Below are 24,636 nucleotides of genomic sequence, written 5' to 3' on the forward strand. Positions count from 1 at the left end.
CTCACGCCTATTACCAGTACTTCAGCGTCCGTTAGCAGAAGCGGAACGGCGGAACCATCCACACCGGCGACCAGGTCGACGCGACAGGCTGCGGGGCGACGGTCCGGAGAAGGCTGAGCCTCAGCGGCGGGTACGGCGTCCTCGGCCCAGCGCTGCGGCGGTCGCGGTGGCGGCGAGCAGGATGGCGACAGCGATGGCGATGGTGGCGGGGCCGAGGCGGTCGAGCCAGCCGGCGACGGTTGCCTGGATTGTTGCGGCGGTGTCGACGATCGGGTCGGAGCCGGTGCCGCCGCGGAAGATGCGGATTTCGTACCAGCCGTACCAGGCTACGTAGCCGCCAGCTGCGATCAGCAGCAGGCCGGCCGCGCGACTGATCGGCGGGGCGGCGCGGCGTAGGCCGCGTACCAGGGACATCTTGGCCAGGGCGACGGCGAGCGTGACCACGCCGACGACGAGGGCCATGCCGGCGGCGTACGCGGCGAATAGGCCGACCCCGGCCGGGATGGATTTGGTTCGGAAGCCCGCGACGACGACGGCTAGGAACGGCCCGATCGTGCAGCCCAGCGACGCGACGGCGTAGGAGGCCCCGAACAGTGCCATGGATCCGAACCGGCGGGTCACCGCTGGCCCGGCGGCGAGTTTCGGGGCGATGGTGGGGAGTTGTCGGCCAGCCAGCAGTATCCCGCCGAGCGCTGTCAGGGCCAGCCCGATGGCGATGCTGACCCAGGGCAGGTGCCGGGCTATTGCGTCGGCGGCCGGTGCGGCCAGCAGCCCGAACACCCCGAACACGGCGACGAAACCGACCGTCATGGCCGCAGTGAGCAGTAGTGCCCGGCCGACCGCGCGGGAGCGTCCGCCGCTGTCGGACTCGTCGAGGACGAGGAAGGACACGTAGGCAGGCAGCAACGCGAAGCCGCACGGATTGACGGCGGCGAGTAGTCCGGCGGCGAGGGCGAGGGCGTACGGGGCGTCGAGCACTGGCGTCCTGTTCAGCCGGCCAGGGCCGTGACCCGGTCGCGCAGCGCCTGCGGGCTCAGCGCTCCCTTGTGGACGATGCTGCCGACCCGGTCAAGGATTACGTACTGCTCTTGGGACGTGACCCCGAAGCGTCGCCACACCTCGCCCTTGTCGTCGGCGAGGTTGACGAATCCGCCGATGCCCTGGTCGGCAACGAACGTGGCCATCGCCTCGTTGCCGCTGCCTAGTCCGGCGACTCCGACCACCTGCACCCGGCCGGCGAAGTCGCGTTGTACGCCGGCGACGTCGTCGGCCGCCGCCCGGCAGCGTGGGCACCACGCGGCCCAGAACCACAGCACTACCGGTTTGCCGGTCAGGGTGGTGGCGTCGAACGGCTGGCCGTCCACCGTGGTGGCGGTGAACGCCAGCGCCTGCGGCGCCGCGGCCGTTGAGGTCGGCGACGCGACCGACGGTGGGGACGAGGTGTCTGAGGAGGTCACCGCAGGTGGCGGCGTGTCGGTGGGCGTTACCGAACCGGTGTCCGTGGCGCATCCCGCCACCGCCAACATGCCAGCTACAACCGCAGCCGTACGACTGACCCGCATCATCAAACCCTCCAGACCGGAGTACTGGGACCAAGCTACCCAGGGTGCAGGTCGACGTGCCCTTACCGATTCATTACGTCACCACCTTCGCGGTCAACTTCCGGCTTGCCGCTGACCGAAGCCAGGGCCGATGCGGTCCTGCGTTGCCGCTGGTTGGATATGGGCCTGCTGGGTCATTCCGATGACGCCGCATGGCCGCAGGCACATTCGACGACCTTGTCTCGATCACCAGGAACAGACCCAGGCGCATGCGGTACGGACGTCGCTCGCTGGCGGATTCCTCTGCCGCCTGCCGACGTCGAGCTGACACTTGAGCGAGGCGAAGAACGCCTCGGCCAAGGCGTTGTCATGCGACGGACCGACATGCCCCATCGAGCGGCGGATGCCGTGACGGCGGCAGTTGTCGGGAAGTCGCCGCTGCCGTACCTACTGTCGCGGTCGCTGTGGAAGATTGCACCAGCAGTACCGCGACGGCCACCGCCGCGGGTAGACGCCGAGGGTGGTGCCGAGCGTGAGCGGGATGGCGCGGAGGATGGCCGGGGCCGGGTCGCGAACCTCCTCCGCGAGGGTGGCGTTGCGCGCGTACCCGGCGAAGGCGAAGAACAGCAGACCCGCCGCTTGGAGTACCCCGCCGGCCGTCGTGTCCGTGCCGACGTCCAGTCGGGTCGCGTCGGTCGCCCGGGCCGAGGGCAGCGAACACCACCAGGGCCAGCACCGCGAGGACGGCGGGGACGATCAGCTGCGTCGGCAGGGGGTAGAGGCCGACGGCGAGTGCGACAGCGGCGCAGGAAGCGATCTTGCCGACCACGACCCCCAGCCCGCCAGGTACCCCCAGAAGTGGCCGAGCCCGATCACCACCGCGTCGAACGTTCCCAGCCGCCGGCGTAGCGCCGAGGGCGTGGCGCCAGCCGCTGACTCACCATGCCCATTCCTCCGCCGGAACCACTGAGACATTGCGGGATCCGATATCGGCTAACGCCCGGCGGGACACTGGATTGGATGTCGGAGATGCGCCCGTGTCAGTGGGGGTGGTGGTCGATCTGTTCCTGGATCTGTTGCGCGAAGCCTTCCGCGATGCGTAGCTGTTCGCGGAGTGCCTGCACCCGTGCCTGGGCTGCCTCATGGAACATCGAGAGGCGGTCGTGTAAGGCGGCGCGTTTCTCGCCCTGCACGGTGCCGGCCGCGAGCGCGTCGAGCAGTTGGAGCAGGTCGCGCATCTCCTCCAGGGTGAAGCCGAGGGGCTTCATCCGCTTCACGACGACGAGACGGGCCAGGTCCGATTCGGTGTAGAGGCGGAACCCGCCTTCGCTCCTCGCGGATGGGATGACCAGGCTGACATCCTCGTAGTGGCGGATGGTACGGATGCTCAGGCCGACGCGTTCGGCGGCCTCGCCGATCTGCATGTGCCGTCCGGTCATCGCACTAGTGTGCCCGTCGGGCATCAGTGGCCGACCTTGAGCTTGCCGGCGAGGTTGTCGTGTATGCGGGCGCTGGCCCTGTTGAGCCCGACGATGTCGACGGCCTTGCCGCGGGTGGCGTACTTGGTAGTGATCGCGTCGAGGGCGGCAACGGAGGAGACGTCCCAGATGTGCGCGGCGGTCAGGTCGATGACGACGTTGTCCGGGTCATCGGCGTAGTCGAACTGGTAGACGAGGTCGTTGCTGGAGGCGAAAAACAGTTCGCCGTGTACGGAGTAGATGCGGGTGGTGCCGTCGGGGTCGAGCACGCTTGTGATCTCGGCGAAGTGCGCGACGCGGCGGGCGAAGATCACCATCGCGGTCAGCACGCCGAGGACGACGCCGATGGCGAGGTTATGGCTGATCAGGGTGGCGGTGACGGTGGTGAACATGACGATGGTCTCGCCCCAGGGCATTCGCTTCAAGGTAGCGGGGGCGATGCTGTGCCAGTCGAATGTCGAAACCGACACGATGATCATCACGGCGACGAGGGCGGCCATCGGGATCAGTGCGACCACGTCGCCGAGCGCGACGACGAGCACGAGGAGGAACACCCCGGCCAGGAACGTCGACAGCCGGGTACGGGCGCCGGACGTCTTCACGTTGATCATAGTTTGGCCGATCATGGCGCAGCCGCCCATGCCGCCGAAGAACCCGGTGACGACGTTGGCCACGCCCTGGCCCCAGGACTCGCGGGTCTTGTTGGAGCGCGTGTCGGTCATGTCATCGACGAGCTTGGCCGTCATCAACGATTCCATCAGTCCGACCAGGGCGATGCCCAGGGCGTAGGGGGCGATCAGCCGCAGGGTGGCCAGGGTGTAGGGGACGTCGGGCAGACCGAGGACCGGCAGGCTGTCCGGCAGGGTGCCCTCGTCGCCCACCTTCGGCACGGCGACGTGCGCAACAACGGCGAACACGGTCAGCGCGATGATCGCCACCAGGGGCGCCGGTACGGCAGTGGTCAGCCGTGGCAGGAACACCATGATCAGCAGGGCGACGGCGACCATCGGATAAACCAGCCAGGGCACGCCGATCAGGTGCGGTACCTGCGCCATGAAGATCAGGATCGCGAGAGCGTTGACGAAGCCGAGCATGACGCTGCGCGGGATGAAACGCATCAGCCTGGCCACGCCGAGTACGGCCAGCAGCACCTGAATGAGTCCGCCGAGGATGACCGCGGCGACCAGATGGCCGAGCCCGTGCTCCTTCGCCAGGGGGGCGACGACCAGGGCGATCGCACCGGTCGCGGCACTGATCATTGCCGGTCGGCCGCCGCAGAACGCGATCGTGACGGCCATCGTGAAGGAGGCGAACAGCCCCACCCGCGGGTCGACGCCGGCCAGGATCGAGAACGAGATCGCCTCCGGGATCAGCGCCAGGGCGACGACCAGTCCCGCCAAGACCTCCGTGCGCAGCACGCGCGGCGACAGCCAGGACGGGCCGGATAGGCGTGGGCGGACCGCCGACAGCAGCGAAGACATGCAGCTCATTTCCATTCGGTGCACCTGGTGGCGCACACAGAAGCCCCTGCGTAAGGGCGTGGGGGATCCCGCGGTTTCCGTGCCGGTCGAGATGCACCACTCCACCGGCGTGGGCGCCATCGCCCACAACTCTTCGCGTCGTCGACGGGCCTGGTAGCCGAGCCGCGACGACGGCCCTGACTCTACCCTTCGGTGAGAGGAGAGTTGGCATGGCGGATCGTGGCGATGATCACCACATCGGCAGGTGAGAGGCCGTAACACGCCGCACCGATAATGGCCCACCCCAGCCGTCAACCTGGGTGGTCCCGCGCCCGGAACGCCTACGTGCCCGTCGGCGGTGGAGGCGTCGGACCGCTCCCACCGAGACGGGACACGAACCGTCCGGGGTGGGGCGAGCGAGACCGTCAGAACCGGGAAGGGCGGTCGTCGGCTCGGGCCGGTCTCGCTCTGCGTCCGCCGATGGTGGTGAAGAACTGGGCCGTGGCTAGTTGGATGCCGTAGGACCAGGTGGGGTAGGCGTGGGTGGCCTGGGCCAGGCGGCCGGTGAACATGCCGGTGGCCATGGCCAGGGCTGGTTCGTGGATCATCTCGCCGGCGCGGGTGGCGACGATGGTGGCGCCGAGGACGCGTCCGCCGCCGAGGTTACGGAGCAGGCGGTGTGGTCCGGCGATCAGTTGGATGAAGCCGTCGGTTGCGGCTGCGGTGATGGCGCGGTCCATCTCGGTCATCGGTAGGTACGCCACTCGGGCGCCGTGGGCGGCGGCCTCGGCTTTGGTCATGCCGACGTGGGCGACCTCGGGATCGGTGAACGTGACCCGGGGAGTGGCGCGCGGGTCGTAGCGGTGGCGGCGCCGGGACAGGGTGTTGCCGGCGGCGAGACGCCCCATCGCGAACGCGGCGTGGGTGAACGGCATGAGGCCGGTGACGTCACCGGCGGCATAGATCCCGGGGGTGGTGGTGGCGAGGTGGTGGTCGGTGACTATGCGGCCGCGCTCGTCGACCGCGATGCCGGCCCGCTCCAGGTCAAGTCCGGCGGTGGTCGGGCGGCGGCCGGTGGCGACGAGGAGTCCGTCGGCGGTGACGTCGGCGCCGTTGTCGAGGGTGAGCCGGACGCCGCCGGCCGGGTCTGTGGCGGCGTCGAGCGCACGGGTGCCGACACGTACGTCGATGCCTTCGCGGGCGAACACGTCGGCGATGACGCGGGAGGCGTGCGGTTCCTCGGCCGCGAGGAGCCGGTCGGCCGGTTCGATAAGGGTGACCCGGCTGCCGAGGCGGGAGAACGCCTGGGCGAGTTCACAGCCGACCGAGCCGCCGCCGAGCACCGCTAGAGAGCGAGGCAGGTCGGTCAGGTCGAAGACGGTTTCGGTGGTCAGGTACGGCACGTGGGAGAGGCCGGGAAGCGGGGGGATGGCGGGGGACGCGCCGGTGGCGATGACGATCCGGCGAGCCGGCAGGTTGATGCCGTCGATGTCAAGGCGGTTCGGCGCGGTGAACCTTGCCCGGCCGCGTCGGACGTCGATGCCCTCGGCGCGTAGGGCGGCCTCGTTTTCGGTAGCGGCGATGGTGGCGATCGCGTCGCGGACCCGTTGCGCGGCGGCCGGGAAGGTGAGCCGTTGGGCGGCGGCTTCGATCAGCGCCTTCGACGGGACGCAGCCGGTGAAGGTGCAGTCTCCGCCGGGCGGGCCGTCGGTGACCAGTAGTGTCCGGGCACCAGCGCCCGCGCCGGCCCGAGCGGCTCCGAGGCCGGCGGCGCCGCCGCCGATGACGACAAGGTCGTAGCCGTCGGTCACGGCTTCTCCGCCACGATCAACCCGTAGCCGATGATCCCGTCACCGACCGCCGCGCGGGCGGCGGCCAGCACGGCGGGAGCCAGGTCGAAGTCCAGGCCGGCGGCTTCGGCCTGGTTACGGGCGGTCATCCTGATCAGCGTGAGGCGGGCTTCGATCTGGTCGAGCATGGTGGTCACTGCGGTGTCGTGGCGTTCGGTGTCGGTGATCCGTAAGCCGGCGGCGGTGAGGATCTGTGCGTACTCGTCGAGGGGGCGGGCGTCGGCGACGCAGGCGATCCAGCCGCCGAGGCCGGTCAGCTCCGGGGGTAGCCGGCCGGGGTCCACGGTGACGTCGGTGATGCCGAGCCGCCCGCCGGGGCGCAGCACCCGGGCGAGTTCGGTGGCGGCGGTGGGCTTGTCGGGGAAGGTGCAGAAGGCGCACTCACACAGCACCGCGTCGAACGCGGCGTCGCCGGCCGGGAGGCGTTCGGCGTCGCCGTGGGTGAAGCGGACCCGGTCGGTCAGGCCGGCGTCCCGAGCCGCTGTGCCCGCTGCGGCCACGTTCGCCTCGGACAGGTCGATACCGGTGACGTCGGCCCCGTACTCGGCGGCCACCATCAGGGCGGTGGCGCCCCGCCCGGCGGCCACGTCGAGCACGGCCGAGCCGGGGCACAGCGCGAGCCGGTGGGCCAGCCGCCGGGTCAGCGCGAGGCCGCCTGGATGATAGGAGTTACCGAGCAGCAGGGCTACCACGTCGGAGCCGTATGTGGCGGCGCAACATGCCTTGGCTTCGGCGGTGGGGGACACCCGGATCCGGTGGTTCATCGCAGCCGCCGGCCGACGTTGGTGGTGTCCGCCGCGATCGGCCGACTACCCGACGCGCTGGCGCCGTCGGTGGTGCGGGCGACCTTCGAGCCGTACGGCGAGTCGGCGAGCACCGGCCGCAGGGGCAGTGCGTTGGGCACGACGTCGGCGACTGGTACCCCGGACATCTGTTCGCGGACCTGCTCCCGGTAGCCGACGGAGTTGTACGCGCAGAACGGGATCAGTCGTCCGTCCGGGGTGATCTCCTCCACGCAGCACTTCATCAACTGTTTGACGTTGAGCGTGTAGGGGTCCTGGAAGTCCTGGATAACAATCATGAAGGCGCGCTCGTCGAGGTCGGCAATCGCCTCGGGCAGGTTGATCCCACAGGCATCGGCGCAATCCAGCGCGGCCGCTGCGGCGGAGAGTTGCTCGCTGGTGGTGTCGGTGCCCATGAACGCCGACGCGGACCACAGCTTTTCGAGTGCCTCTCGCACGGCGCGGTCCGGCATTACTCGGTTGGCAACGTAGTCGAGGTGGTCGGCGACGTTGAGTAGCCGGGGGATCGCCACCAGGCCGAATCCGGGCATGCCCGGGATGCCTTCGGTCAGCAGATAGGTGATCGACCGGCAGGTGGGGAAGCAGCACGGCACGGGGAAGAAGTCGCTGGTACGGAACCAGTCGGGGCGCTGCGCGGCGATGCCGTGGATGATGTCGGAGTTCGTCAGCCGGGTCAACGGGTCGAACTCGACGTGCCGGCCGGAGTGGGTGACGGGCTGGAACGACACGCTGCGCACCGCCGGGTGTCCGAGGCCGTACTCGACGATCGCGCCGAGTTCGTGGTCGTTGAGGCCACGCTCGACTGCGGCGACGAGGGTGACGGTGAGCCCGACTTCGGCGCAGTTGTCCAACGCCCGCTGTTTGATCTCGCGCAGGTCGCGGCCTCGGATCTCGCGGTGGGTGCGCTCGTCGAAGCCGTCGAACTGCAGGTAGACGTTCACAGCCCGACCGGGCCGGTTGCGCTTGCCCAACTCGGCGACGAACCGGCGGTCGGAGGCCAGTCGGATGCCGTTGGTGTTGAGGTTGACCGCCTTGATCGGGCGGGCCTGCGCGGCGTCGATGAAGGTCAGGATCTGCTTGTGGATGGTCGGTTCGCCGCCCGAGAACATCACCACCTCCGCCTCGCCCTCACTGGCGACGAACGTGTCGAGCATCCGCTCGCACTGCTCCAGGTCGATGGAGTATCCGTCGGGTTGGTGGCCCGAGTCGGCGAAACAGATCGGGCAGTCCAGGTTGCAGCCGGTGTTCACCTCGATGATGCCCAGGCAGGCGTGCTGCTTGTGCTCCGGGCATAGCCCGCAGTCGGACGGGCAGCCGTCCCGGACCTCGGTCTGGAACGTCAGCGGGATCGTGCCCGGCTTGTTGAACCGAGCGGAGTCCAGGTACATCTGCGCGTCGCCGTAGACCAGCGCCTCGAACTCGCCGTGTTCACGGCAGCGCTTGCGCAGGTACACCTTGTCGTCGCGGATGTTGACCTGGCCGTCGACGACGACCTTGCAGACCGGGCAAATGGACTTGGTGTACTCGATGAAGATCTCGTCTCGGTCCCGCTTGCGCGGCCGGGCGGAGATTGCGGGAGCGGGTTCGACGGCGGTCATGGGACTCCTCGCGGTGACGGGTGTCGCCGGCACCGTCCTGCCACGGCCCCGGCCTGGTCGACGAATGTGTTGACGTGTCCGATTCTCCGGGCCGCGGCCCGCGGTTGTGCTGAATTGGGAGAGGCCGTTCAGCCACTCACCGGCACGGGCTGCGCCGCCGGTCGGGCGCGAGCGCGGCGCGCCGTGCGGACCAACAGCGCGGCGTACCCCAGCAGCAGCGCATCCTGGGCCAGCACGAACCAGCCCAGCCGCTGCGTGAGGTAGACCCCGAAGCAGCCGCAGTTGTCCACTGTCAGGCCGCGCAGGAACGCTTGAAGGCCGAGTCCCGCCCAGACCAGCGACACCACCGTGTAGACCCACACCGGCGCCAGCGCCGTCGACCGGGGCCGGCTGAGCAGCCACAGCCCGGCGACCAATTCGGCCGCGATGAGCCCACCGGCCAGCCACGGCAGCGCCCCGCGGGGCGCCACGTCGTACGCGGACAGGACGTCCGGCATCCGCGACCACGAGACCATCTGCCCCACCGCCATCGCGGTGTACACCGCGCCCAGCACCGTACGCAGCCACATGCCCTTGAACGCTACGCCGCCGGATACTTGGCGACGCTTACGGAACGAGGAAGTCTCCCGTTCCGGGTGAGCCGCCCGGACGGCAGGGACAATGCGGCCACCGGAGCACAGGGGTTTCGGCGCTGGACCGGCCTGGTGGATTCAGATGGTGTTCCCTCCCGAGGTCTGGTCAGCGGCGGCTGGCAGGTCAGATCGGTGTAGCAGCAGGTGTCGGGCATCCACCATGGCGGAGGTCGTGGGATTAGCCGGACGAACCGAGGACTGCGGGCAGAGCAGGTACGGTCGAGGCCGGGTGGCGTGAGCCGCTCATCGAATCGGGCGCCCGCCGCGGCGTTCGCCGCGGACGCCTCCGCCTCGCCGGGTGTGGCGCTGTGGGCGAGGCAACGGGTCATGACCGTGGCCGGGAGCGCACCGGACTATCGCAGCGTGGTGTGTAGCCGTGGGCCGAAGATCGCCGGGGTGCTGTGCGGGTCGGCGAAGCGGACATGGTAAAGAGCCGGAGTCGGCATGCGCTGCGCGAAGGCTCGGTCCGCCGGAGCGCCAAATCCGCGAAGCGCTCTGGTGATCAGGGTGCCGTGGCTGGCGGCTAGCACGAGTTCACCGGGGTGTGCGCTGGCCAGGGCGCGTACGGCGGCAACAGCGCGGACGGTGAGCGGGTCCAGGCTCTCCCCTCCGGGGCGAGCGAAAGACGGATCGCTCCAACTCTGCTCGTAGTGGGGATCCCAGTCGTCGGTGAACGGAAGACCGTCCTCCCACTCTCGCAGGTCCCGTTGGGCATGGACGGGAAGACCGAGCGCCCGGGCTGTGGGCTGGACGGTCTGGACCGCTCGCAGGTACGGGCTGGACCAGACCGCTGTCGGACGTAGGCCGGCGAGCGTGTCCACCAGGTCGAGGGCCTGCTGGAGGCCGACAGGGCTGAGGGGACGGGTGAACTCGTCTGGACCGTCCAGCGACGGCGGGACGGATTTCGCGTGCCGGACCAGGACCACCTCGGTCTGCATCCGCCAAGCCTGCCACGGGGTCGTGCCGTCCGGTCACTCCACCGCTCCGTGTGGCAGACCGTTCAGTCCACCCGCCCCCAGCGGTCGTACGGATTGCTGCCCGGGCGGAAGCCGTGCGCCTCGGCCATCCGCGCCGCCTCGGCGAATCCGTGGCCGACCGACGAGGGCAGATGGGCGTCACTGCCGAACGTGACCGCGTCACCGCCTTCCTGGTGCCACCAGGTCAGGATGGTCGCGTGCAGCGGCAGGCGGGTGTTGATTTCCAGCGCGCGGCCGGATTCCGCGGTCGCCCGCAACGCAGCGCGGAATTCGTCCTCGAAGACCGTGGGGTCGAACGGTCCCGCACGCTGCACCGGCCACGAGCGGATCGGATAGTCGATGTGGGCCAGCACGGCGAAGTCATCGCTCTGCGTGACCATGGTGGCCACCCCGGCGAGGTAGTCGCGTACCACGTCGTGTGCGTCCCGGTGTGGGTAGATGCCCCACGGCTCGGCGAAGCCGCCCCGGTCGGGCAGGGTGTGCAGCGAGCCGAGAACCCGGTCGAACCGGCCCGCGCCCAGGACGCTCGCGCAGGCTTCGGCATGCCGGTGCGGTTCGCCCAGCTCCAGGCCGCTCAGGACCCGGAGGCTCGGAAACTGTTCACGGCAGCGGGCGATGGCCTCGAGGTATCCGGCGGCGTCGAACGCCGGTGGCGTGAGCAGCCCGTCCGGATCGGCGATCGCCGTGAGATGGTCCATGGCGTACGGACCTTCGAGCGCGATGCGCCACACGGTGTGGTCCAGGTGTTCGGTGAACGCTATCGCCGGCAGCCCGATCTCGATGGCGTGGGCACACGATCGCTCCATCGAGCCCACCGCCCGCGCGTCCCATGACCACTCGCTGTGCACGTGGCTGTCCGACGGCAGTGACACCATTGCGGCCTCCACGGGTCAGGCGTGTCATCCGGTGACGCTAGTCGATCCGATGACCTCGCATGCGAGTCGGGGGAGTGGCGGGACTCGCGACCCCTGGATCTCCACGTCGTACATGACCTCGCGGCCGTCGTGAGGATGCCCTTCGGCGGGCCCGGCTGAAGCCGTCCGGCATGCCGGTGACCGTCCCGGGTACCCACCCGGGTCCCTCTGTGAGCGGGAAGGCCGGTAGGTGAACAGATGGAGCGCTTCCAGCCGCCGGGCTGGGTCGAGGGAATCGGCTGGCTCAGTCTTGCTGTGGGCTTCGCCAGCGCCCTGGTGATCCTGATCGACATCTTCTTCCTCGGCTACCGCCAGAAGATGTGGATCATGAATTTGGTGTATCCGATCACCGCCCTGTACTGGGGGCCGGTCAGCGTGTGGTTCTACTTCCGGCACGGTCGCCGCTCCGCCAAGCCGCTGGTCAGCCGTCAGGGGTTGCCGGATCCGGACAAGCTGCCACGGTGGAACGTGTTGTCGAAGGCGATCAGTCACTGTGGCGCCGGCTGCACGCTCGGGGACATCGGTGCTGAATGGCTGGTCTACTCCTTCGCCCTGACCATTGGCGGCAAGGCCCTGTACGCCGACTTCCCGCTCGACTTTGCCCTCGCCTGGTTGCTGGGCATCGTCTTCCAGTACTTCACCATCGTCCCGATGCGGAGCATCGGCAGGGTCAGGGGGATCTGGGCGGCGATCAAGGCGGACACGCTCTCCATCATCGCCTTCCAGTTGGGCCTCTTCCTCGGAATGTGGATCTACCAGGAGATAATCTTCGCTCCTGGACTGCCGAAGACGACGGCCACCTACTGGATGATGATGCAACTGTCGATGATCCTCGGCTTCTTCACCGCATGGCCGGTGAACGCGTGGCTCGTGCGAGCCGAATGGAAAGAGCGGATGTAACCCATGCGCGGGCTCCACCCGCCGATCGCGGCTGGTCGGAGACGGGCGGTTGCGCGTTAGTCGCGGGCCTGGGCGGGAAGCCGCGCCCGGATGGGCGATCGCACGAGCGCGAGGAAGGCGAGAGCCGTGAAGGGCCACACCCGAGAACCTGACCGTCGGCGTGGCAGCAGACGCGGCCGGGTCGGTCGCCGATCCCTGCCATGGACCGGACCTGGGCTCGTCTGGCCCCGCAGGAACCCGGAGCGGGTACGCCCGATTCGAGCCTGGGTGCCGGAGACTCTCATGAGCGGTGCGACTGGCGTACAGGCAGCCGGAGCGGCCCGAGCCGCTTGGGGTGCAGCGTGCTGATCGCACCGCAGGCCGCGCTGCGCGCCCTCGGCGGCCAGGCGGACCGCAGCGACGTCGTGATCCTCGGAATTGTGGGCGTACGGCATTTTCCGCAGGCGGTGCTCAGCGTCTGGCGCCCCGACATCACTCTCCTCCGGCTGCTGGGCCGTGAGCCGATGGTCTGCACGCCGCGAGCGCCCTCCTGCTCGCGGCGGCGGCGAGGGCGGCAGCGGCGAGCGGAGTTTGTGGCTGACGTCGGCTGCGAGCCTCCGGTTGAGCCCGATCTGCCGGACGAGCTGGTCGACCATGTCGTTGAACGACGTGCTGAGCTGGGCGAGGTCGGGCGCGGTATCGAGTCGCGCCGGGCGGTGAGGTCACCCCGGACTCCGGCGGGGGAATGGGTCGCACCGCCTGATGGCGGCGGCCTGATGGTATGGCTGGCGTCCCACGTCTCGGCGACTGCCACGGAGATGCCTGCGACTGTCACGGAACTGTCATGTGTCTGCGAAACGATCGCGAAAGCCGGTGGGCAGGCTGGTGTCGCGTCGAGTTCGCGAAAGGAGGGCCGATGGCCCAGTACGACACCGGTTCGCGAAAGGAGGGCCGATGGCCCAGTACGACACCGGGACGGACGGCGGGCACCGGGGCGCCAGGCTGGCCGTCTCGATGATCGAACTGGCGGTCACCGGCCGGCTCGACCACACGGCCGTGCCGCAGGTCGGGGTGATGTTCGACGCGGCGCTCCAGCGCGGACCGGACCGGATCGTGCTCGACGTGGCACGCTGCGACTACGTCGACCCCGCCGGCATCGTGCTCCTGCTCGACCTGCACCGGCGCAGTCGGCACGCCGGCGGCACCCTCGAACTGCGGGGTCCATCGGCTCGGCTGTGCCGGCTTTTCGAGATCGCGCGCGTCCATCACGTACTCCGGGTCGAGTCCGGACCGCCACGCGGCGGCGCGCGCGAGGCCGCCGCCATGGGTGTCGCCCGACCGCCCGGCTGAAAAGTCGGCGCACACCCCACCTTGCCCTCCTCACCCCAGGAGGCGCGTGGCGGGGCCGGCATCGGTTCGAGCCGGCCCCGCCACGCACCGCAGGTACCACCGGAGGCTGTGGTTATGACGGCGTACCTGATGTCCGCAACACCACGACGCTCCGCGCGCCAGCGGGCCACACGAGTGCCGGGCCTATGCCAGACCGCAGGTCCCCGACAGCCTGCTGTCCGGTGGGCGGGCTCTGGGAGCGCGGCGACCGGACTCTCCGTTCGGATACCGTTGCGACGCGCCGGTGCTGGGACTCCGTGGCGAACCCGACGTCCGTGTGGCGGAGCTGCTGCGGTGCGCCGGGTCAACGCCCCTCGGGGCCGTCCTCGGTGAGCGTTACCGCTGCCTCGAGCAGCAGCGCGTGGACGAACGCCTGGGGCAGGTTGCCACGTAGCTGCCGTTGCTGTACGTCGTATTCCTCGGTGTAGAGGCCCGGTGGGCCGCAGCCGGCGCGGTTGCGTTCGAACCAGGCGCGTGCGGCGACGGGCTGTCCTGCCTGTCGGGTGGCGAGGGCGGCGAGGAAACCACACAGCAGGAAGGCGCCTTCGGCGTCGCCGAGCGGTCGCTCGTCGGGCCGAAAACGGTACAGGTAGCCGTCATCGGCCAGTTCGCGGAGTACGGCGTCGCGGGTCGCGGCGCTGCGGGGGTCCCAGGGGTCCAGGGCACCGCGGATCGCGGGCAGCAGCAGCGCGGCGTCCACTCGGGGATCGTCGTAGCCCCGCTGCCAGCGTCCGCAGGGGTGCAGGCCGCGCTGCCCGGCGTCGGCGAGGATGTGGTCGGCGAGGCTGGCCCAGCGACCGGCCTGGCTGGCGGGTGCTATTCGGGATACCGCCCGTAGGCCGGCGACGCAGGTCAGCTTCGAGTGGGTCCACTGTCGGGCCGCCAGTTCCCAGATGCCGGAGTCCGGTTCCCGCCAGCGCCGCTCGATGGTGTCGGCGGCGATCTCGACGGCGCGCCAGGTCAGCGGGTCGAGACGTTGCCTGCCGGCGGCGAGCAGCAGGAGCGCTTCGCCGTAGGCGTCGAGTTGGAACTGGCCGCGTACCTGGTTGCCGATCCGCACCTCGGCACCGGGGTAGCCGGGCAGGCGGGCCAGCGTCTGCTGGTCGGGTATACCCCCGCCGCTGGTCGTGTAGGCGGGGGCCATCGTCGGACCGTCGTCGAGCAGCCGGGCCCGGACGAAGGCGACGGTGTTGTCGAGCAGTTTGTCGGCTCCGGCGGCGGCCGCCGCCAGCCCGATGTAGCACTGGTCGCGGATCCAGGCGTAGCGGTAGTCGTAGTTGCGGCCGGCGTGGGCACGCTCCGGTAGCGACGTGGTCGCCGCCGCGACCGTGCCGCCGCCGGGCTGGCTCATCCCGACCAGGACCGCGTGGGCGAACCGGGCGTCCCGCTCGGCCACACCGGCGCGCGGGTCGACGGAATGCTCACGCCACGCCTGCTCGGTGGTGCGCCACGCGGCGTCCGCATCTGGTGCCGGTTCACGGAAGGGGCTGGTGGAGATCTCCAGTACCAGGTCGTGCCGGCCTCCGGGTCGGACCGGGACGATGGCGACCAGGGTCCGGTCCCGGTCCGGCTCAAGCGGCATATCGCCGCTGCACCGCAGGTGGAGGTCGCCGCTGCGCCCCAGCCAGCTGTCGCCTTCCCGGCACAGGTCGCGCAGCCCGGCCTGGCCGAAGTCCGCAGCCGTTTCCAACCGGATCGACACCTCCGCCTCGTGATCCATCGCCCGGATCCGGCGGAGCAGCACCATACGGTGCCGGTCGCCGGGGAGCGCCAGCGCCTCACGGGACTCGATCGCGCCGGCGGCGGTGATCCACCGGCTGTTCCAGATCAGTGAGCCGGGTTCGTAGTAGCCGCCCCAGACATGGCGCGGGTCGGACGGGGCGACGGTGTACCGGCCGGCCGCGCCGATGAGGCTGCCGAAGACGCTGGGACTCTCCCAGTTGGGGAAGCATAGCCAGCAGATCTCGCCTCCGGGGTCGACCAGCGCGCCGCGGTACCCGTCAGCCAGCAGCGCGTACTCGCGGAGGACGTACGGGGCGTGGGGGCGTCGGTCAGACACAAGGTCCCCGACGGAGCCAGTCCAACTGCGCCCGCTTCGAGCCTGCGGGTCGGTCCGGATCCGGGTGCTCGGTCGCATTCAGGGCGGATGCCAGCGGTTCCCCGGTTACGGGGTTGGTCCAGTCGGCGACGGAGAACGCACCTCGGGTCTGCCGCCGGTCGTCGATCAACCGCTCGACCGGCCGGTCGAGCAGTGGATGCGGTCGCGTCCGGGCGGTGGCCTGGTGCACGAGCAGCATAGTCACCAGCGTCGCCGCTGCGGTGGCGAATGCGGTGGCGGTCCGCCCGACGATCACGCTGACACCGACCGGAGCGACGAAGTCGAACGGGGCGAGTTCCGCCACGGTGCGGTCAGCGCGAAATGCGACGAACGCGGTGACGAACAGCAGGGCCACATTGCCTCGTGTCGCGCCGAGGCGCCGCGAATCCGGTGCGAGCCAGGACATCGCCACCTCCGGCACAGCTCAGCCACCTCCGGCACAGTTCACGGACGCGCCGCATACCCGCCCGAGGCTCATCCGACACCCGCGTACTCGCCTCGTTCCGGGAGTGCTGCCGTCAACCCGCCGCCGGCCCCGGTCCGCGATCCATGCGGACTCTCGGGGCGCCGGCGTCCGTGTGTCCGGCCTTTCCGGTCTGGGGCATACCTGGAGCGGCGGAGGGTATCGGGGAAACAGCCATGCGTTGATCTGGAGGTGGAGCATGCCGGAGAGCCCGGTCAAGGACAAGAACTACAACCTGGTCACGGTGCTGCAGATGTCACTGGAAAACAGTTGGCGGATGGACAACTACATCGAAGACGCGGAGCGGGAGGGCGACGCCGAGCTGGCGGAGTGGTTCCGCAAGGTCCGGGAGAACAGCAAGACCGCAGGCGAGCAGGGCAAGCGGATGCTGACCGCGCGCTTGCAGCGCGAGAACGGTTGACGCTGCCCGGTGGACGCCCGATCCGACCGCAACCTCCTTGCAGGCCGTGCCATCATCCACGGCGGACGGCCAGGGTGGCGATCCCGCCCGATCCGCCCGATCCTCGATTTCGACAGCCCGCACCGCTGCGCCAGGGAGGTTTTTCGGCAGCTTACGCCCATTTATCAGAAGAATCTGCGACGCGAAATCTTAGCAACAGCGCCGCGACGTCCTGGAGATCGACGCGGAGGCGGTCAGTCGAGGTCAGCCACCTCGGGAGCGGCGGTTTCGCCAGTAGGAGAAGACTGCCAGGGCTAGAAATCCGCCAGTACGACCTACCGCGCGTCCTGCCCGGTCCGCTGCCCCGATTGCTGCGGTGACCAGTCGACCGGGCGCTTTCACCTGCAGCATCGGCAGGTTCCCGTAGGCTGTTTCCGCCGCCTGCTCCGCCTCGGGCCTGGACAGGTGGGTCTGGTTGCCGACGAGCGATATCTTCCCGTCGCGGAATCGCCACCGCCAGACGCCGGACTGTTCCTGCCACAGTTCGATCCGGGCGCCCCCGCCGACCGTCTCGGCCGGTCGTGTCTCGTCATCGAGACCAGCGTCTCCAGCGGACTGCGCTGTTTCCGGGGGCGACCTCAGCTTCTCGCAGGTTGCCGCCTTGTCCGTCCGACTTCCCACCCCGCCCGAGCGCCGCACCTGCGGCACGCCCGCTCGGCTCAGCTCGCCGCGCTCTCGATCACCGGCGGCCGGCAGCGCCCGGGCGACCAGATACGCCACCACACCGACGGGCACTGGCAGCGCCAGCGCGAGCACCCGCAGGATCGAGAGCACGTCCAGCACGGGAACCTTCAGGATCTTGGCGATGATGTCGTCGGCGGCCGCAGCGAGCAGCACGGTGAAGAGGGCCAGTACGCCGACGCCGACGCCGAGCCGGGCCGGGTGGTCGCGGGGCGGGTCGAGGAGTTGGTGCGACAGCCGGGCGCCACAGTGCCGGCGTTCGAGGAACGGCCAGAGGTAGAGGCCGAGGAAGGTGAGGCCGCCGAACAGCACCCCGGGAAGGAACGGCGACGGGACGAGATGCCCGAAGACCCGGAACTCGACGGCTGGAAAGAGTCGCAGCACCCCGTCGCCCCAGGCGATGTACCAGTCGGGTTGGGCGGGTGAGGTCACCTGGGCCGGCTCGAACGGTCCGTAGATCCAGACGGGGTTGATCTGGGCCAGGCCGCCGAGGGCGAAGGTCACCGCGAGGACCCAGGCGAACAACGCGAGGGTACGGAGGGTGTAGCTGGGCCAGAACCGCGAACCCACCACGTTGTTCTCGGTCCGTCCCGGACCGGGGAACTGGCTGTGCTTCTGCCGGATCAGGATGCCGAGGTGTGCGGCGATCAGCGCGGTCAGCACGGCGGGGACGAGCAGCACGTGGGCGACGAACATCCGCGGCACCATCTGCTCGGTCGGGAACTCTCCGCCGAAGGCGAGGAATACCAGCCACTCGCCCAGCAGCGGGATCGACTGAGTCACCGAGTAGAGGATCCGCAGGCCGGTGCCGGAGAGCAGGTCGTCCGGGATGGAGTATCCGGTGAAGCCGTTGAACAGGGCGAGGGCCAACATGGTGACCCCGATGACCCAGTTGATTTCGCGGGGTTTGCGGAAGGCCCCGGTGAAGAAGATCCGCAGCAGGTGAAGCACGATCGCGCCGACGAAGAGCAGCGCGGCCCAGTGGTGAGTCTGCCGCATCAGCAGGCCGGCCCGGATGTCGAAGCTGAGCCGCACCGTCGAGGCGTACGCGGCGGAGGTGCGGGAGCCGTCCAGAGGCTCGTACGAGCCGGTGTAGACCGTCTCCGCGGTGCTCGGTTCGAAGAACAGGGTCAGGAAGATCCCGGTCAGCACCAGCACGACGAACGAGTAGAGGGCGATCTCCCCGAGCATGAACGACCAGTGGTCGGGGAAGACCTTGGTGAGCGCCTTGCGCAGCACCGGCGCGGTGCGCAGCCGGTCGTCGACGGTGCGGGCCAGCCGGCGGAGCAACCAGCGGGTGATCACTTCAGGCTCCAGAATCCAGGCCCGGGCGGAGCGGTGAAGTCGCCGGTGGCGGTGAGGAAACCGGCAGCGTCCACAGTGATCGGCAGGCCGGGCAGCGGCCGGGCGGCCGGGCCGGCGATCGGTCGGGCGCCGGCAAGCAGGTTGAAGTTCGACTGGTGGCACGGGCAGAGCATCCGGGCGGTCTCCTGGATGTAGACGGCGACCGGGCAGCCGGCGTGGGTGCAGAGCAGGGAGTAGACGACGATGCCGCCGACGTCCCCGCCCGGTGGCGGCACGGTGAACCGGGCCGGGTCCAGCCGGACGGCGAAGGCCGGCACATCGCCCCGGTTCCGGTGCCCCTCAGGAAAGACCGGCAGCATCGTGCCGCCCGGCACGTCGTCGGGCCGTACCGGAGTGCCGTCGGAGCGGACCAGCCGGACACCGGCGGCCCACGGCGTGGTCCGCAACTCGTGGACCGGCCGGCCACGGTCGAACGGCAGCAACGAACGCAGCGGAAACAGCGCCGCCCCGCCCAACGCACCGAGGGCCAGCGTGAGCATGGCCAGCAGACCACCACGCCGGGCCGGGCTCTCCGGTCCGAGCAGCGCCTCGTCGGCGAGGTGCCGTTCCGCCGGGGGCGAGTCGAACGGTTCGTGCTCCTCGACGTAGCCGCCGGTGGGCAGGAGCCGACGGGACCACACGCCGAGTCCGGCGGCGAGCCCGGCGAACGCGACCGCCAGGCAGAGCCCCTCCAACTGGGTCTGCCCACCGGTGGCGTACACGATGGCGAAGCCGGCCGCCCCGAGCGTGCTGATGCCAAACGCGACGCCGATGACCCGGGACGCGGTCCGCTCGCCGGGACGTGGTCCGTCCACCCGGCTCACCACGGATGTCCCCGTTCGGTCGTCATTCGCCCGCCCTGCTACTGAGCCAGCGGGCGACCAGGACCAGCAGCACCAGTCCGATCCCCCAGGCCACCAGCCCCTCCGTGGTGGGACCCAGGCGACCCAACGGCGCCCCGCCCTCGTCCAGCTTGTCGCCCCGCAACTCCTGTACGTAGCTGGCCAGGGCGTTGAGCTGCTCCTGGCTGAGCACACTCTCCGGGAATGCGGGCATCAGCCCGGGGCCGACCCGGACCGCCTCGGCCACCTGGATCGGGCTGGACCGGTCCAGCGACGGGGCGACGAACCCGTTGGTCAGGGTCGCACCGATTCCGGTGGCGGAGTGGCAGGCGGCGCAGGTGGCGAGGTACAGCTCGCGGCCGTCACGCAGGTCGCCGGGGGCCACGGACGGTATCTCCGGGCCACCCCCGCCGAAGCTGCCGACGTGGACGACGATGGCTCGGATCTCCTCAGCGGAGAAGGCGGGCCGCCGGTGTGGCGGCTGGGCCGCCTCCTTCTCGATCGGCATCCGGCCGGTGCTGAGCTGGAAGTCCACTGACGCCGGGCCGACGCCGACCAGGGCCGGTCCGCGCTGGCTGCCCTGCCCGGCCGGGCCGTGGCAGCTCGCGCAGCTACGCAGATAGAGATCGGCGCCCCGGGCGGCCACCGGGTCCGCCGACGCAGCGCTGGTCGGGCCCGGTGACGCCGCGCCGGCGGAGGTCTGGGTGGCGCCGGGTGTCGGGGTGGGGGCCGGCGCCGCGTGTCCGGGCAGTGGCACCGGCCCGGCGGCGAGGCCCAGCACGGTCGCGATCACGAGGCGGCGTCGGCCGGGCAGCCGGCGGCCGGGTGGCGAAGCAGGGCCGGGCACCCGGGTAGGTAGGCCGCCCGCACCGCCCGCGACGGGCCCCGGTGCTGTTGTCGTTTGCCAACTCACCCGTGCTCGCCTCACTCCAGGGTGAACAGGTACGCGGTGATGTCCCGGGCATCGGTCTCGCTGACCCCGAGGTCGGGCATCGCGGTACCCGGTTCCACCGACTGTGGGTCCTGGATCCACCGCATCAGGTTTTCCGCGTTGTTCGGTAACGCGCCGGCGATGTACGACCGGGAGCCGAACCGGTCCAGCGGGGGCCCCACCAGCCCGTCCGCCCGATCCACTCCGGGCACGGCGTGGCAGCCGCCGCAGCCGTACTGCTGGATGAGGCGTGCCCCCCGGTCGGGATGTCCCTCACGCAGTTCCGGCGGCGGTGGCGGCGGCACCCGGGCGCACGCGGCCAGGACGGCTACCGCAGTGAGCACCACCAGCAACGGTGACCGGGACCATCCCGGAAGGTTCCGGTTCATCGAGTCTCCCTCCCGACCGCCGGACCCACCGGCGGCCCGTCGGTCGTTCCGCCCCGACCGGCCGGCTCCGGCCCGGCCCCATCGAACCGGTCACCGGGTGACAGTCCGGTGGTGCGTGGCGAGACCCGGTCCAGGCCGGTGAACCAGCGCAGGAACACCACCGCCGCCGCCACCAGCACAACCACATCCATCGGAATCCACATCAGCAGGCCGGCGAGCTGCTGGTCGACGAGCGGATCCCCACCTCTGGGCGCCAGGGCGCCGACCGGATAGACGGCAACCGGCGCGAGGGTGAGGGCTGCACCAAGGGCGGAAGCCACCAGCATCGTGGCGACCAGTAGCAGCACGGCGACCGGGGCTTCGACCCGGTGTCGGCCGGTGCCGAGCACCACCGACCAGAGCAGCGCCGCCGCCACGACGAACGAGGCGTGCTCCACCAGGTGGACAAACCCGTTCTCGGTCGCCAGGCGGTAGGGGGTGGGCAGGTGCCAGCCCCAGAGCGCGGCGCCGTGCAGGACGCCGGCCAGCACGGTAAGGCTGCCGGGTCGGCGCAGCCACGTGCCGACGGTCGAGGCCCGCCACCGGGCCCAGTACCGACGCAGCCGCCGGGGCGCGGCCAGCGCCAGGGGCAGCCCGACCGCCGCGGCGCCCAGCGCCGGGCCGGCCACCACCAGCAGCACCATGTGCTGCGCCATGTGTCCGGCGAAGGAGCGCTCGGCCACCTCGTGGATCGGCCCGGTCGAGGCGGTCAGCAGCGCACCGATGCCGAGGACGAAGGCCCCGACGCGCCACCGGGCGACGACCACGCCGGGGCCGCGCCGGCTCCACAACTCGTGCACCCCGCGGCCGTACCCGGCGCTGACCAGCGCGAGCACAGTGACCAGCCCCAGGTTCGTCCACGCCTGCTCCGCCGCGCCGCCGTGGGCCAGCGGCGTGTCCGGGGCGGGCCAACCGGTCACCGCTGGCATGGCGGCAGTACCAGGGCGGCCACGCCGCCGAGTATGATCATGGACAGCGCCAGCAGGTTGAGCCAGAGCCCGACGAAGGCGAGCAGGTGCGCCCGGCCCACCGACCGCTCGCCGCCGGCCGGCAGGTCGGCCCGGGTGCGCCGCCAGGCGAGGACCGAGAGGGCGAGCGCGGCCGCAGCACCGGCCGCCGGGACGAGCACGGTCAGGGCGATCGCGCCGGTCAGCGGAAACCCGGCCAGGTCGTCGTGCCCGGCCTCGCAGGTGAGTTCGTCGATGCTCCAGGCGGCCAACGAGTGCACGGTCCAGGAGAGCACGCCGCCGAGTACGGCGAACCAGAGCAGCAGCCCGCCGGACAGGGCGGTACGGGGCGACAGTCGCTCGGTCATCACAGCCTCGGCGAGAGGTAGACAGTGAAGAGAATCGCCACCCAGACCACGTCGACGAAGTGCCAGTAGTAGGCGACGATCCGGACCCGTTCGTGTCGTCGGGCACCGAAACTGCCCTGCAGCGACGCGATCAACAGCCAGCCGACCATGAGCAGGCCGATCGTGACGTGTGCACCGTGGAAGGTGGTGGTCGTGTAGAACAACGACCCGTACGCGTTGCTGGTGAAGGTGTACTCCCGCAGGATCTCGGAGTACTCCATACCCTGCAGGCCGAGGAACGTGCCACCCATGACCAGGGTGGCGAGCAGGCCGGCCCGCAGTTGCCAGCGGCGACCGCGCCGGATGCCGGCCTCGGCCCAGAGCAACGGCAGGCTGCTGGGCACCAGCACCCCGGTCATGATCAGCGGCAGGAACAGTTCCGGCTCCGCGATCCCGTCCGGCGGCCATGGTGCCCCGTGCTGAAAGCGCAGGTAGAAGTAGCTGCCGAACAGGGCGGCGAAGAGGGTGCTCTCGGTGGTGATGAAGAGCATCACCCCCCACCACGCGGTCGACCGGCCGACCGGCTCCTCGGTGGCGAGCCCGTGCGGGCCGAGGGCTAGGTGCATGTTCCGGGTGGTCATGCCGGCACCCCCGCCTCTTCCGGCGTGCGCCGGGGCGGCCAGAGCCAGGCGGCCAGCGTGCCGGCGACGAGGAGACCGCCGGCGGCGGCGACCCAGTACCAGGCGAAGAGCAGACCGACGAAGACGACCAGCAGACCGACGGCGGTCACCAGCGGTCGCAACGTCGACTCCGGCATCTCCACCGCCCGCTCGTAGTGGCCGTCGAATTCACTGGTGAACACGGCCTGGTGGCCGTCGGCCAGGATCCGGTCCTCGGTCGCGCCCGCGCCGGTCGACTCGGCGGTCCGGGGGTCCCAGGCCGGATGCAGGCTGTGGACCCGGGGTAGGACCGGGAAGTTGTACGCCGGCGGCGGCGAGCTGGTGGTCCACTCCAGGCTGTCGCCGTCCCACGGGTCGTCCGGCGCCGGTCGGCCGCGGCGCAGCGCGTGCACCACGCCGAGTGCCACCAGCAGCAGCCCGACCCCCAGCAGGTACGCCCCGATGGTGGCGGCCAGGTTCCACGGGTCCCAGCCGAGATCGCCGGGGTAGGTGTAGACCCGCCGGGGCATGCCGAGCAGCCCGGACAGGTGCATCGGGAAGAAGGTGAGGTTCATGCCGACGAAGACCAGCCAGAACGCCCACCGGCCGAGCGGTTCGCTGAACATCCGGCCGGTCATCTTGGGCAGCCAGTAGTAGATCCCGGCGAGGATGGGGAAGACCGCCCCGCCGAACAGGACGTAGTGGAAGTGCGCCACCACGAAGTAGCTGTCGGTGGTCTGTTGGTCGAAGGCGGTGAACGCGAACATCACGCCGGTGAAGCCGCCGATGACGAAGGTGACGAGGAAGCCGAGGACAAACAGGAACGGCACGCTCAGCACGATGCGACCGAGCAGCATGGTGGCCAGCCAGGCGAAGATCTGTAGTCCGGAGGGAATGGTGATGATGGTGCTGGCGGCGCTGAAGAAGCCGTACGACAGCTGTGGCAGGCCGGTGGCGAACATGTGGTGCACCCACACGCCGAACGAGATGATCGCGATGGCGACGATCGAGAACACGATCAGCGGGTAGCCGACGATGCCGCGCCGGCAGAAGACCGGCAGTACCGCTGAGACGATGCCGAGGGCGGGCATCACGATGATGTAGACGTCCGGATGGCCGAAGATCCAGAACAGGTGCTGCCAGAGTAGGACGTTCCCGCCCCGCTCCGGTTCGAAGAAGCGGGTGTCGAAGCGGCGGTCGAGGAAGAGCAGGGCGTTGTCCAGGTTCAGCACTGGCAACGCAAAGATGATCATGAAGGAGGTGGCGACGATCGCCCAGACGAAGATTGGCACCCGGTTCAGTGACATTCCGGGAGCGCGCAGTTTCAGCGCGGTGACGATGAAGTTGATCGCGCCGGCCGTGGTGGAGATGCCGAGGAAGAGCAGGCCGAGGGTGTAGACGTCCAGGTGCAGGCCGGGGGTGTTCCGCTCGTCGGTCAGCGGCACGTAGGCGAACCAGCCGCCGTTCGGCGCGGCGCCGGCCGGCACGCTCGCCCACATGAACAGCCCGGCGAACAGGAACACCCAGTAGCTGAAGGCGTTCAGCCGGGGAAAGGCCATGTCTCGGGTGCCGAGCATCAGCGGCATCAGGAAGTTGCCGAACCCGAACAGCATCGGCGTCGAGAACAGGAAGATCATCGCCGTGCCGTGCATGCTGAACAACTGGTTGTACTCGCCTGGCGACAGCAGTTGCGCCTCCGGCCCGGCCAGTTGGGTCCGCATGGCGAGCGCGCTGATCCCGGCGAACGCGAAGAACACCGCCGCGGTGACCAGATACCGACGCCCGATCTTTTTATGGTCCACGGTCGTCAACCAGGCGCGCAGCGTCGCCGGCTCCGCCCAGTGTCGGGCCAGCGACTCGCGCGCCTGGGCCGCGGCGTCGTGCTGTGCGGTGCTGGACGACATGGCATCCGGCT

Annotated in this window: 23 protein-coding genes; 3 read left to right on the forward strand and 20 right to left on the reverse strand. The window is 70.1% G+C overall.

Features of this window, described 5'->3' with window-relative positions; genetic code table 11:
- Nucleotides 1-120: 120 nt before the first annotated feature.
- The 10 genes from ACQEVC_RS23740 to ACQEVC_RS23785 all read right to left on the reverse strand — a co-directional run bounded on the left by ACQEVC_RS23740 (nt 121) and on the right by ACQEVC_RS23785 (nt 11,214).
- Complete coding sequence (locus ACQEVC_RS23740; protein ID WP_432881223.1) at nt 121-978, reverse strand: cytochrome c biogenesis CcdA family protein; 858 nt, start codon at nt 976-978, stop codon at nt 121-123.
- An 11-nt stretch (nt 979-989) separates the two neighbouring features.
- The gene (locus ACQEVC_RS23745; RefSeq protein ID WP_432881226.1) at nt 990-1,565 is read right to left on the reverse strand and encodes a redoxin domain-containing protein; all 576 of its coding nucleotides are present in this window, start codon (nt 1,563-1,565) and stop codon (nt 990-992) included.
- A 1,016-nt stretch (nt 1,566-2,581) separates the two neighbouring features.
- Nucleotides 2,582-2,980, reverse strand: coding sequence for a MerR family transcriptional regulator (locus ACQEVC_RS23750; protein WP_432881229.1), 399 nt, complete (start codon nt 2,978-2,980; stop codon nt 2,582-2,584).
- 23 nt (nt 2,981-3,003) lie between these two features.
- On the reverse strand, nt 3,004-4,500 hold the full coding sequence (locus ACQEVC_RS23755; RefSeq protein ID WP_432881232.1) for a SulP family inorganic anion transporter: 1,497 nt from the start codon (nt 4,498-4,500) through the stop codon (nt 3,004-3,006).
- Between the two features lie 404 nt (nt 4,501-4,904).
- Complete coding sequence (locus tag ACQEVC_RS23760) at nt 4,905-6,290, reverse strand: dihydrolipoyl dehydrogenase family protein (RefSeq protein ID WP_432881235.1); 1,386 nt, start codon at nt 6,288-6,290, stop codon at nt 4,905-4,907.
- Nucleotides 6,287-7,093 carry a class I SAM-dependent methyltransferase gene (locus ACQEVC_RS23765; protein WP_432881237.1) on the reverse strand — a complete coding sequence of 269 codons (807 nt, stop codon included), beginning with the start codon at nt 7,091-7,093 and terminating at the stop codon, nt 6,287-6,289. The genes ACQEVC_RS23760 and ACQEVC_RS23765 overlap by 4 nt, the downstream gene beginning before the upstream one ends.
- The gene (locus tag ACQEVC_RS23770) at nt 7,090-8,730 is read right to left on the reverse strand and encodes a radical SAM protein (protein WP_432881240.1); all 1,641 of its coding nucleotides are present in this window, start codon (nt 8,728-8,730) and stop codon (nt 7,090-7,092) included. The genes ACQEVC_RS23765 and ACQEVC_RS23770 overlap by 4 nt, the downstream gene beginning before the upstream one ends.
- A 128-nt stretch (nt 8,731-8,858) precedes the next feature.
- Nucleotides 8,859-9,299 (reverse strand): MauE/DoxX family redox-associated membrane protein, encoded by a 441-nt coding sequence (locus ACQEVC_RS23775; RefSeq protein ID WP_432881242.1) that lies wholly within the window; start codon nt 9,297-9,299, stop codon nt 8,859-8,861.
- A 416-nt stretch (nt 9,300-9,715) separates the two neighbouring features.
- Entirely contained in the window at nt 9,716-10,300 is a 585-nt protein-coding gene (locus ACQEVC_RS23780; RefSeq protein ID WP_432881245.1) for a histidine phosphatase family protein, read from the reverse strand.
- Between the two features lie 62 nt (nt 10,301-10,362).
- Complete coding sequence (locus ACQEVC_RS23785) at nt 10,363-11,214, reverse strand: PHP domain-containing protein (protein WP_432881248.1); 852 nt, start codon at nt 11,212-11,214, stop codon at nt 10,363-10,365.
- A 237-nt stretch (nt 11,215-11,451) separates the two neighbouring features.
- On the opposite strand from ACQEVC_RS23785, the gene ACQEVC_RS23790 reads away from it, so the two are divergent.
- Entirely contained in the window at nt 11,452-12,153 is a 702-nt protein-coding gene (locus tag ACQEVC_RS23790; RefSeq protein WP_432881250.1) for a DUF4396 domain-containing protein, read from the forward strand.
- 933 nt (nt 12,154-13,086) lie between these two features.
- Nucleotides 13,087-13,482, forward strand: a complete 396-nt coding sequence (locus tag ACQEVC_RS23795; protein WP_432881252.1) for an STAS domain-containing protein — start codon at nt 13,087-13,089, stop codon at nt 13,480-13,482.
- Between the two features lie 343 nt (nt 13,483-13,825).
- On the opposite strand, the gene ACQEVC_RS23800 is transcribed toward ACQEVC_RS23795, so the two are convergent.
- The gene (locus ACQEVC_RS23800; protein WP_432881254.1) at nt 13,826-15,580 is read right to left on the reverse strand and encodes a glycoside hydrolase family 15 protein; all 1,755 of its coding nucleotides are present in this window, start codon (nt 15,578-15,580) and stop codon (nt 13,826-13,828) included.
- Complete coding sequence (locus tag ACQEVC_RS23805) at nt 15,573-16,025, reverse strand: hypothetical protein (protein WP_432881257.1); 453 nt, start codon at nt 16,023-16,025, stop codon at nt 15,573-15,575. The genes ACQEVC_RS23800 and ACQEVC_RS23805 overlap by 8 nt, the downstream gene beginning before the upstream one ends.
- 238 nt (nt 16,026-16,263) lie before the next feature.
- Here ACQEVC_RS23805 and ACQEVC_RS23810 point away from each other — a divergent pair, with 238 nt between their 5' ends.
- Nucleotides 16,264-16,503: a hypothetical protein gene (locus ACQEVC_RS23810; protein ID WP_432881259.1), complete on the forward strand. Its 240-nt coding sequence runs from the start codon at nt 16,264-16,266 to the stop codon at nt 16,501-16,503.
- Between the two features lie 243 nt (nt 16,504-16,746).
- Here ACQEVC_RS23810 and qcrB read toward each other — a convergent pair whose 3' ends face one another.
- The 8 genes from qcrB to ctaD all read right to left on the reverse strand — a co-directional run bounded on the left by qcrB (nt 16,747) and on the right by ctaD (nt 24,625).
- Nucleotides 16,747-18,528, reverse strand: coding sequence for a cytochrome bc1 complex cytochrome b subunit (gene qcrB, locus ACQEVC_RS23815; protein ID WP_432881261.1), 1,782 nt, complete (start codon nt 18,526-18,528; stop codon nt 16,747-16,749).
- Nucleotides 18,525-19,382, reverse strand: coding sequence for a ubiquinol-cytochrome c reductase iron-sulfur subunit (locus tag ACQEVC_RS23820; RefSeq protein WP_432881264.1), 858 nt, complete (start codon nt 19,380-19,382; stop codon nt 18,525-18,527). Before ACQEVC_RS23820 ends, qcrB begins: the two co-directional genes overlap by 4 nt.
- A gap of 31 nt (nt 19,383-19,413) precedes the next feature.
- On the reverse strand, nt 19,414-20,202 hold the full coding sequence (qcrC, locus tag ACQEVC_RS23825) for a cytochrome bc1 complex diheme cytochrome c subunit (protein WP_432881266.1): 789 nt from the start codon (nt 20,200-20,202) through the stop codon (nt 19,414-19,416).
- Between the two features lie 131 nt (nt 20,203-20,333).
- Complete coding sequence (locus tag ACQEVC_RS23830; protein ID WP_432881268.1) at nt 20,334-20,729, reverse strand: c-type cytochrome; 396 nt, start codon at nt 20,727-20,729, stop codon at nt 20,334-20,336.
- Complete coding sequence (locus ACQEVC_RS23835) at nt 20,726-21,697, reverse strand: cytochrome c oxidase assembly protein (RefSeq protein ID WP_432881270.1); 972 nt, start codon at nt 21,695-21,697, stop codon at nt 20,726-20,728. Before ACQEVC_RS23835 ends, ACQEVC_RS23830 begins: the two co-directional genes overlap by 4 nt.
- Complete coding sequence (locus tag ACQEVC_RS23840; RefSeq protein ID WP_432881273.1) at nt 21,685-22,083, reverse strand: hypothetical protein; 399 nt, start codon at nt 22,081-22,083, stop codon at nt 21,685-21,687. The genes ACQEVC_RS23835 and ACQEVC_RS23840 overlap by 13 nt, the downstream gene beginning before the upstream one ends.
- Entirely contained in the window at nt 22,083-22,703 is a 621-nt protein-coding gene (locus ACQEVC_RS23845) for a cytochrome c oxidase subunit 3 (protein WP_432881276.1), read from the reverse strand. Before ACQEVC_RS23845 ends, ACQEVC_RS23840 begins: the two co-directional genes overlap by 1 nt.
- On the reverse strand, nt 22,700-24,625 hold the full coding sequence (gene ctaD / locus ACQEVC_RS23850; RefSeq protein WP_432881278.1) for a cytochrome c oxidase subunit I: 1,926 nt from the start codon (nt 24,623-24,625) through the stop codon (nt 22,700-22,702). Before ctaD ends, ACQEVC_RS23845 begins: the two co-directional genes overlap by 4 nt.
- Between the last annotated feature and the right edge of the window lie 11 nt (nt 24,626-24,636).

This window comes from Plantactinospora sp. CA-294935, assembly GCF_050936445.1.
Taxonomy (GTDB): Bacteria; Actinomycetota; Actinomycetes; order Mycobacteriales; family Micromonosporaceae; genus Plantactinospora.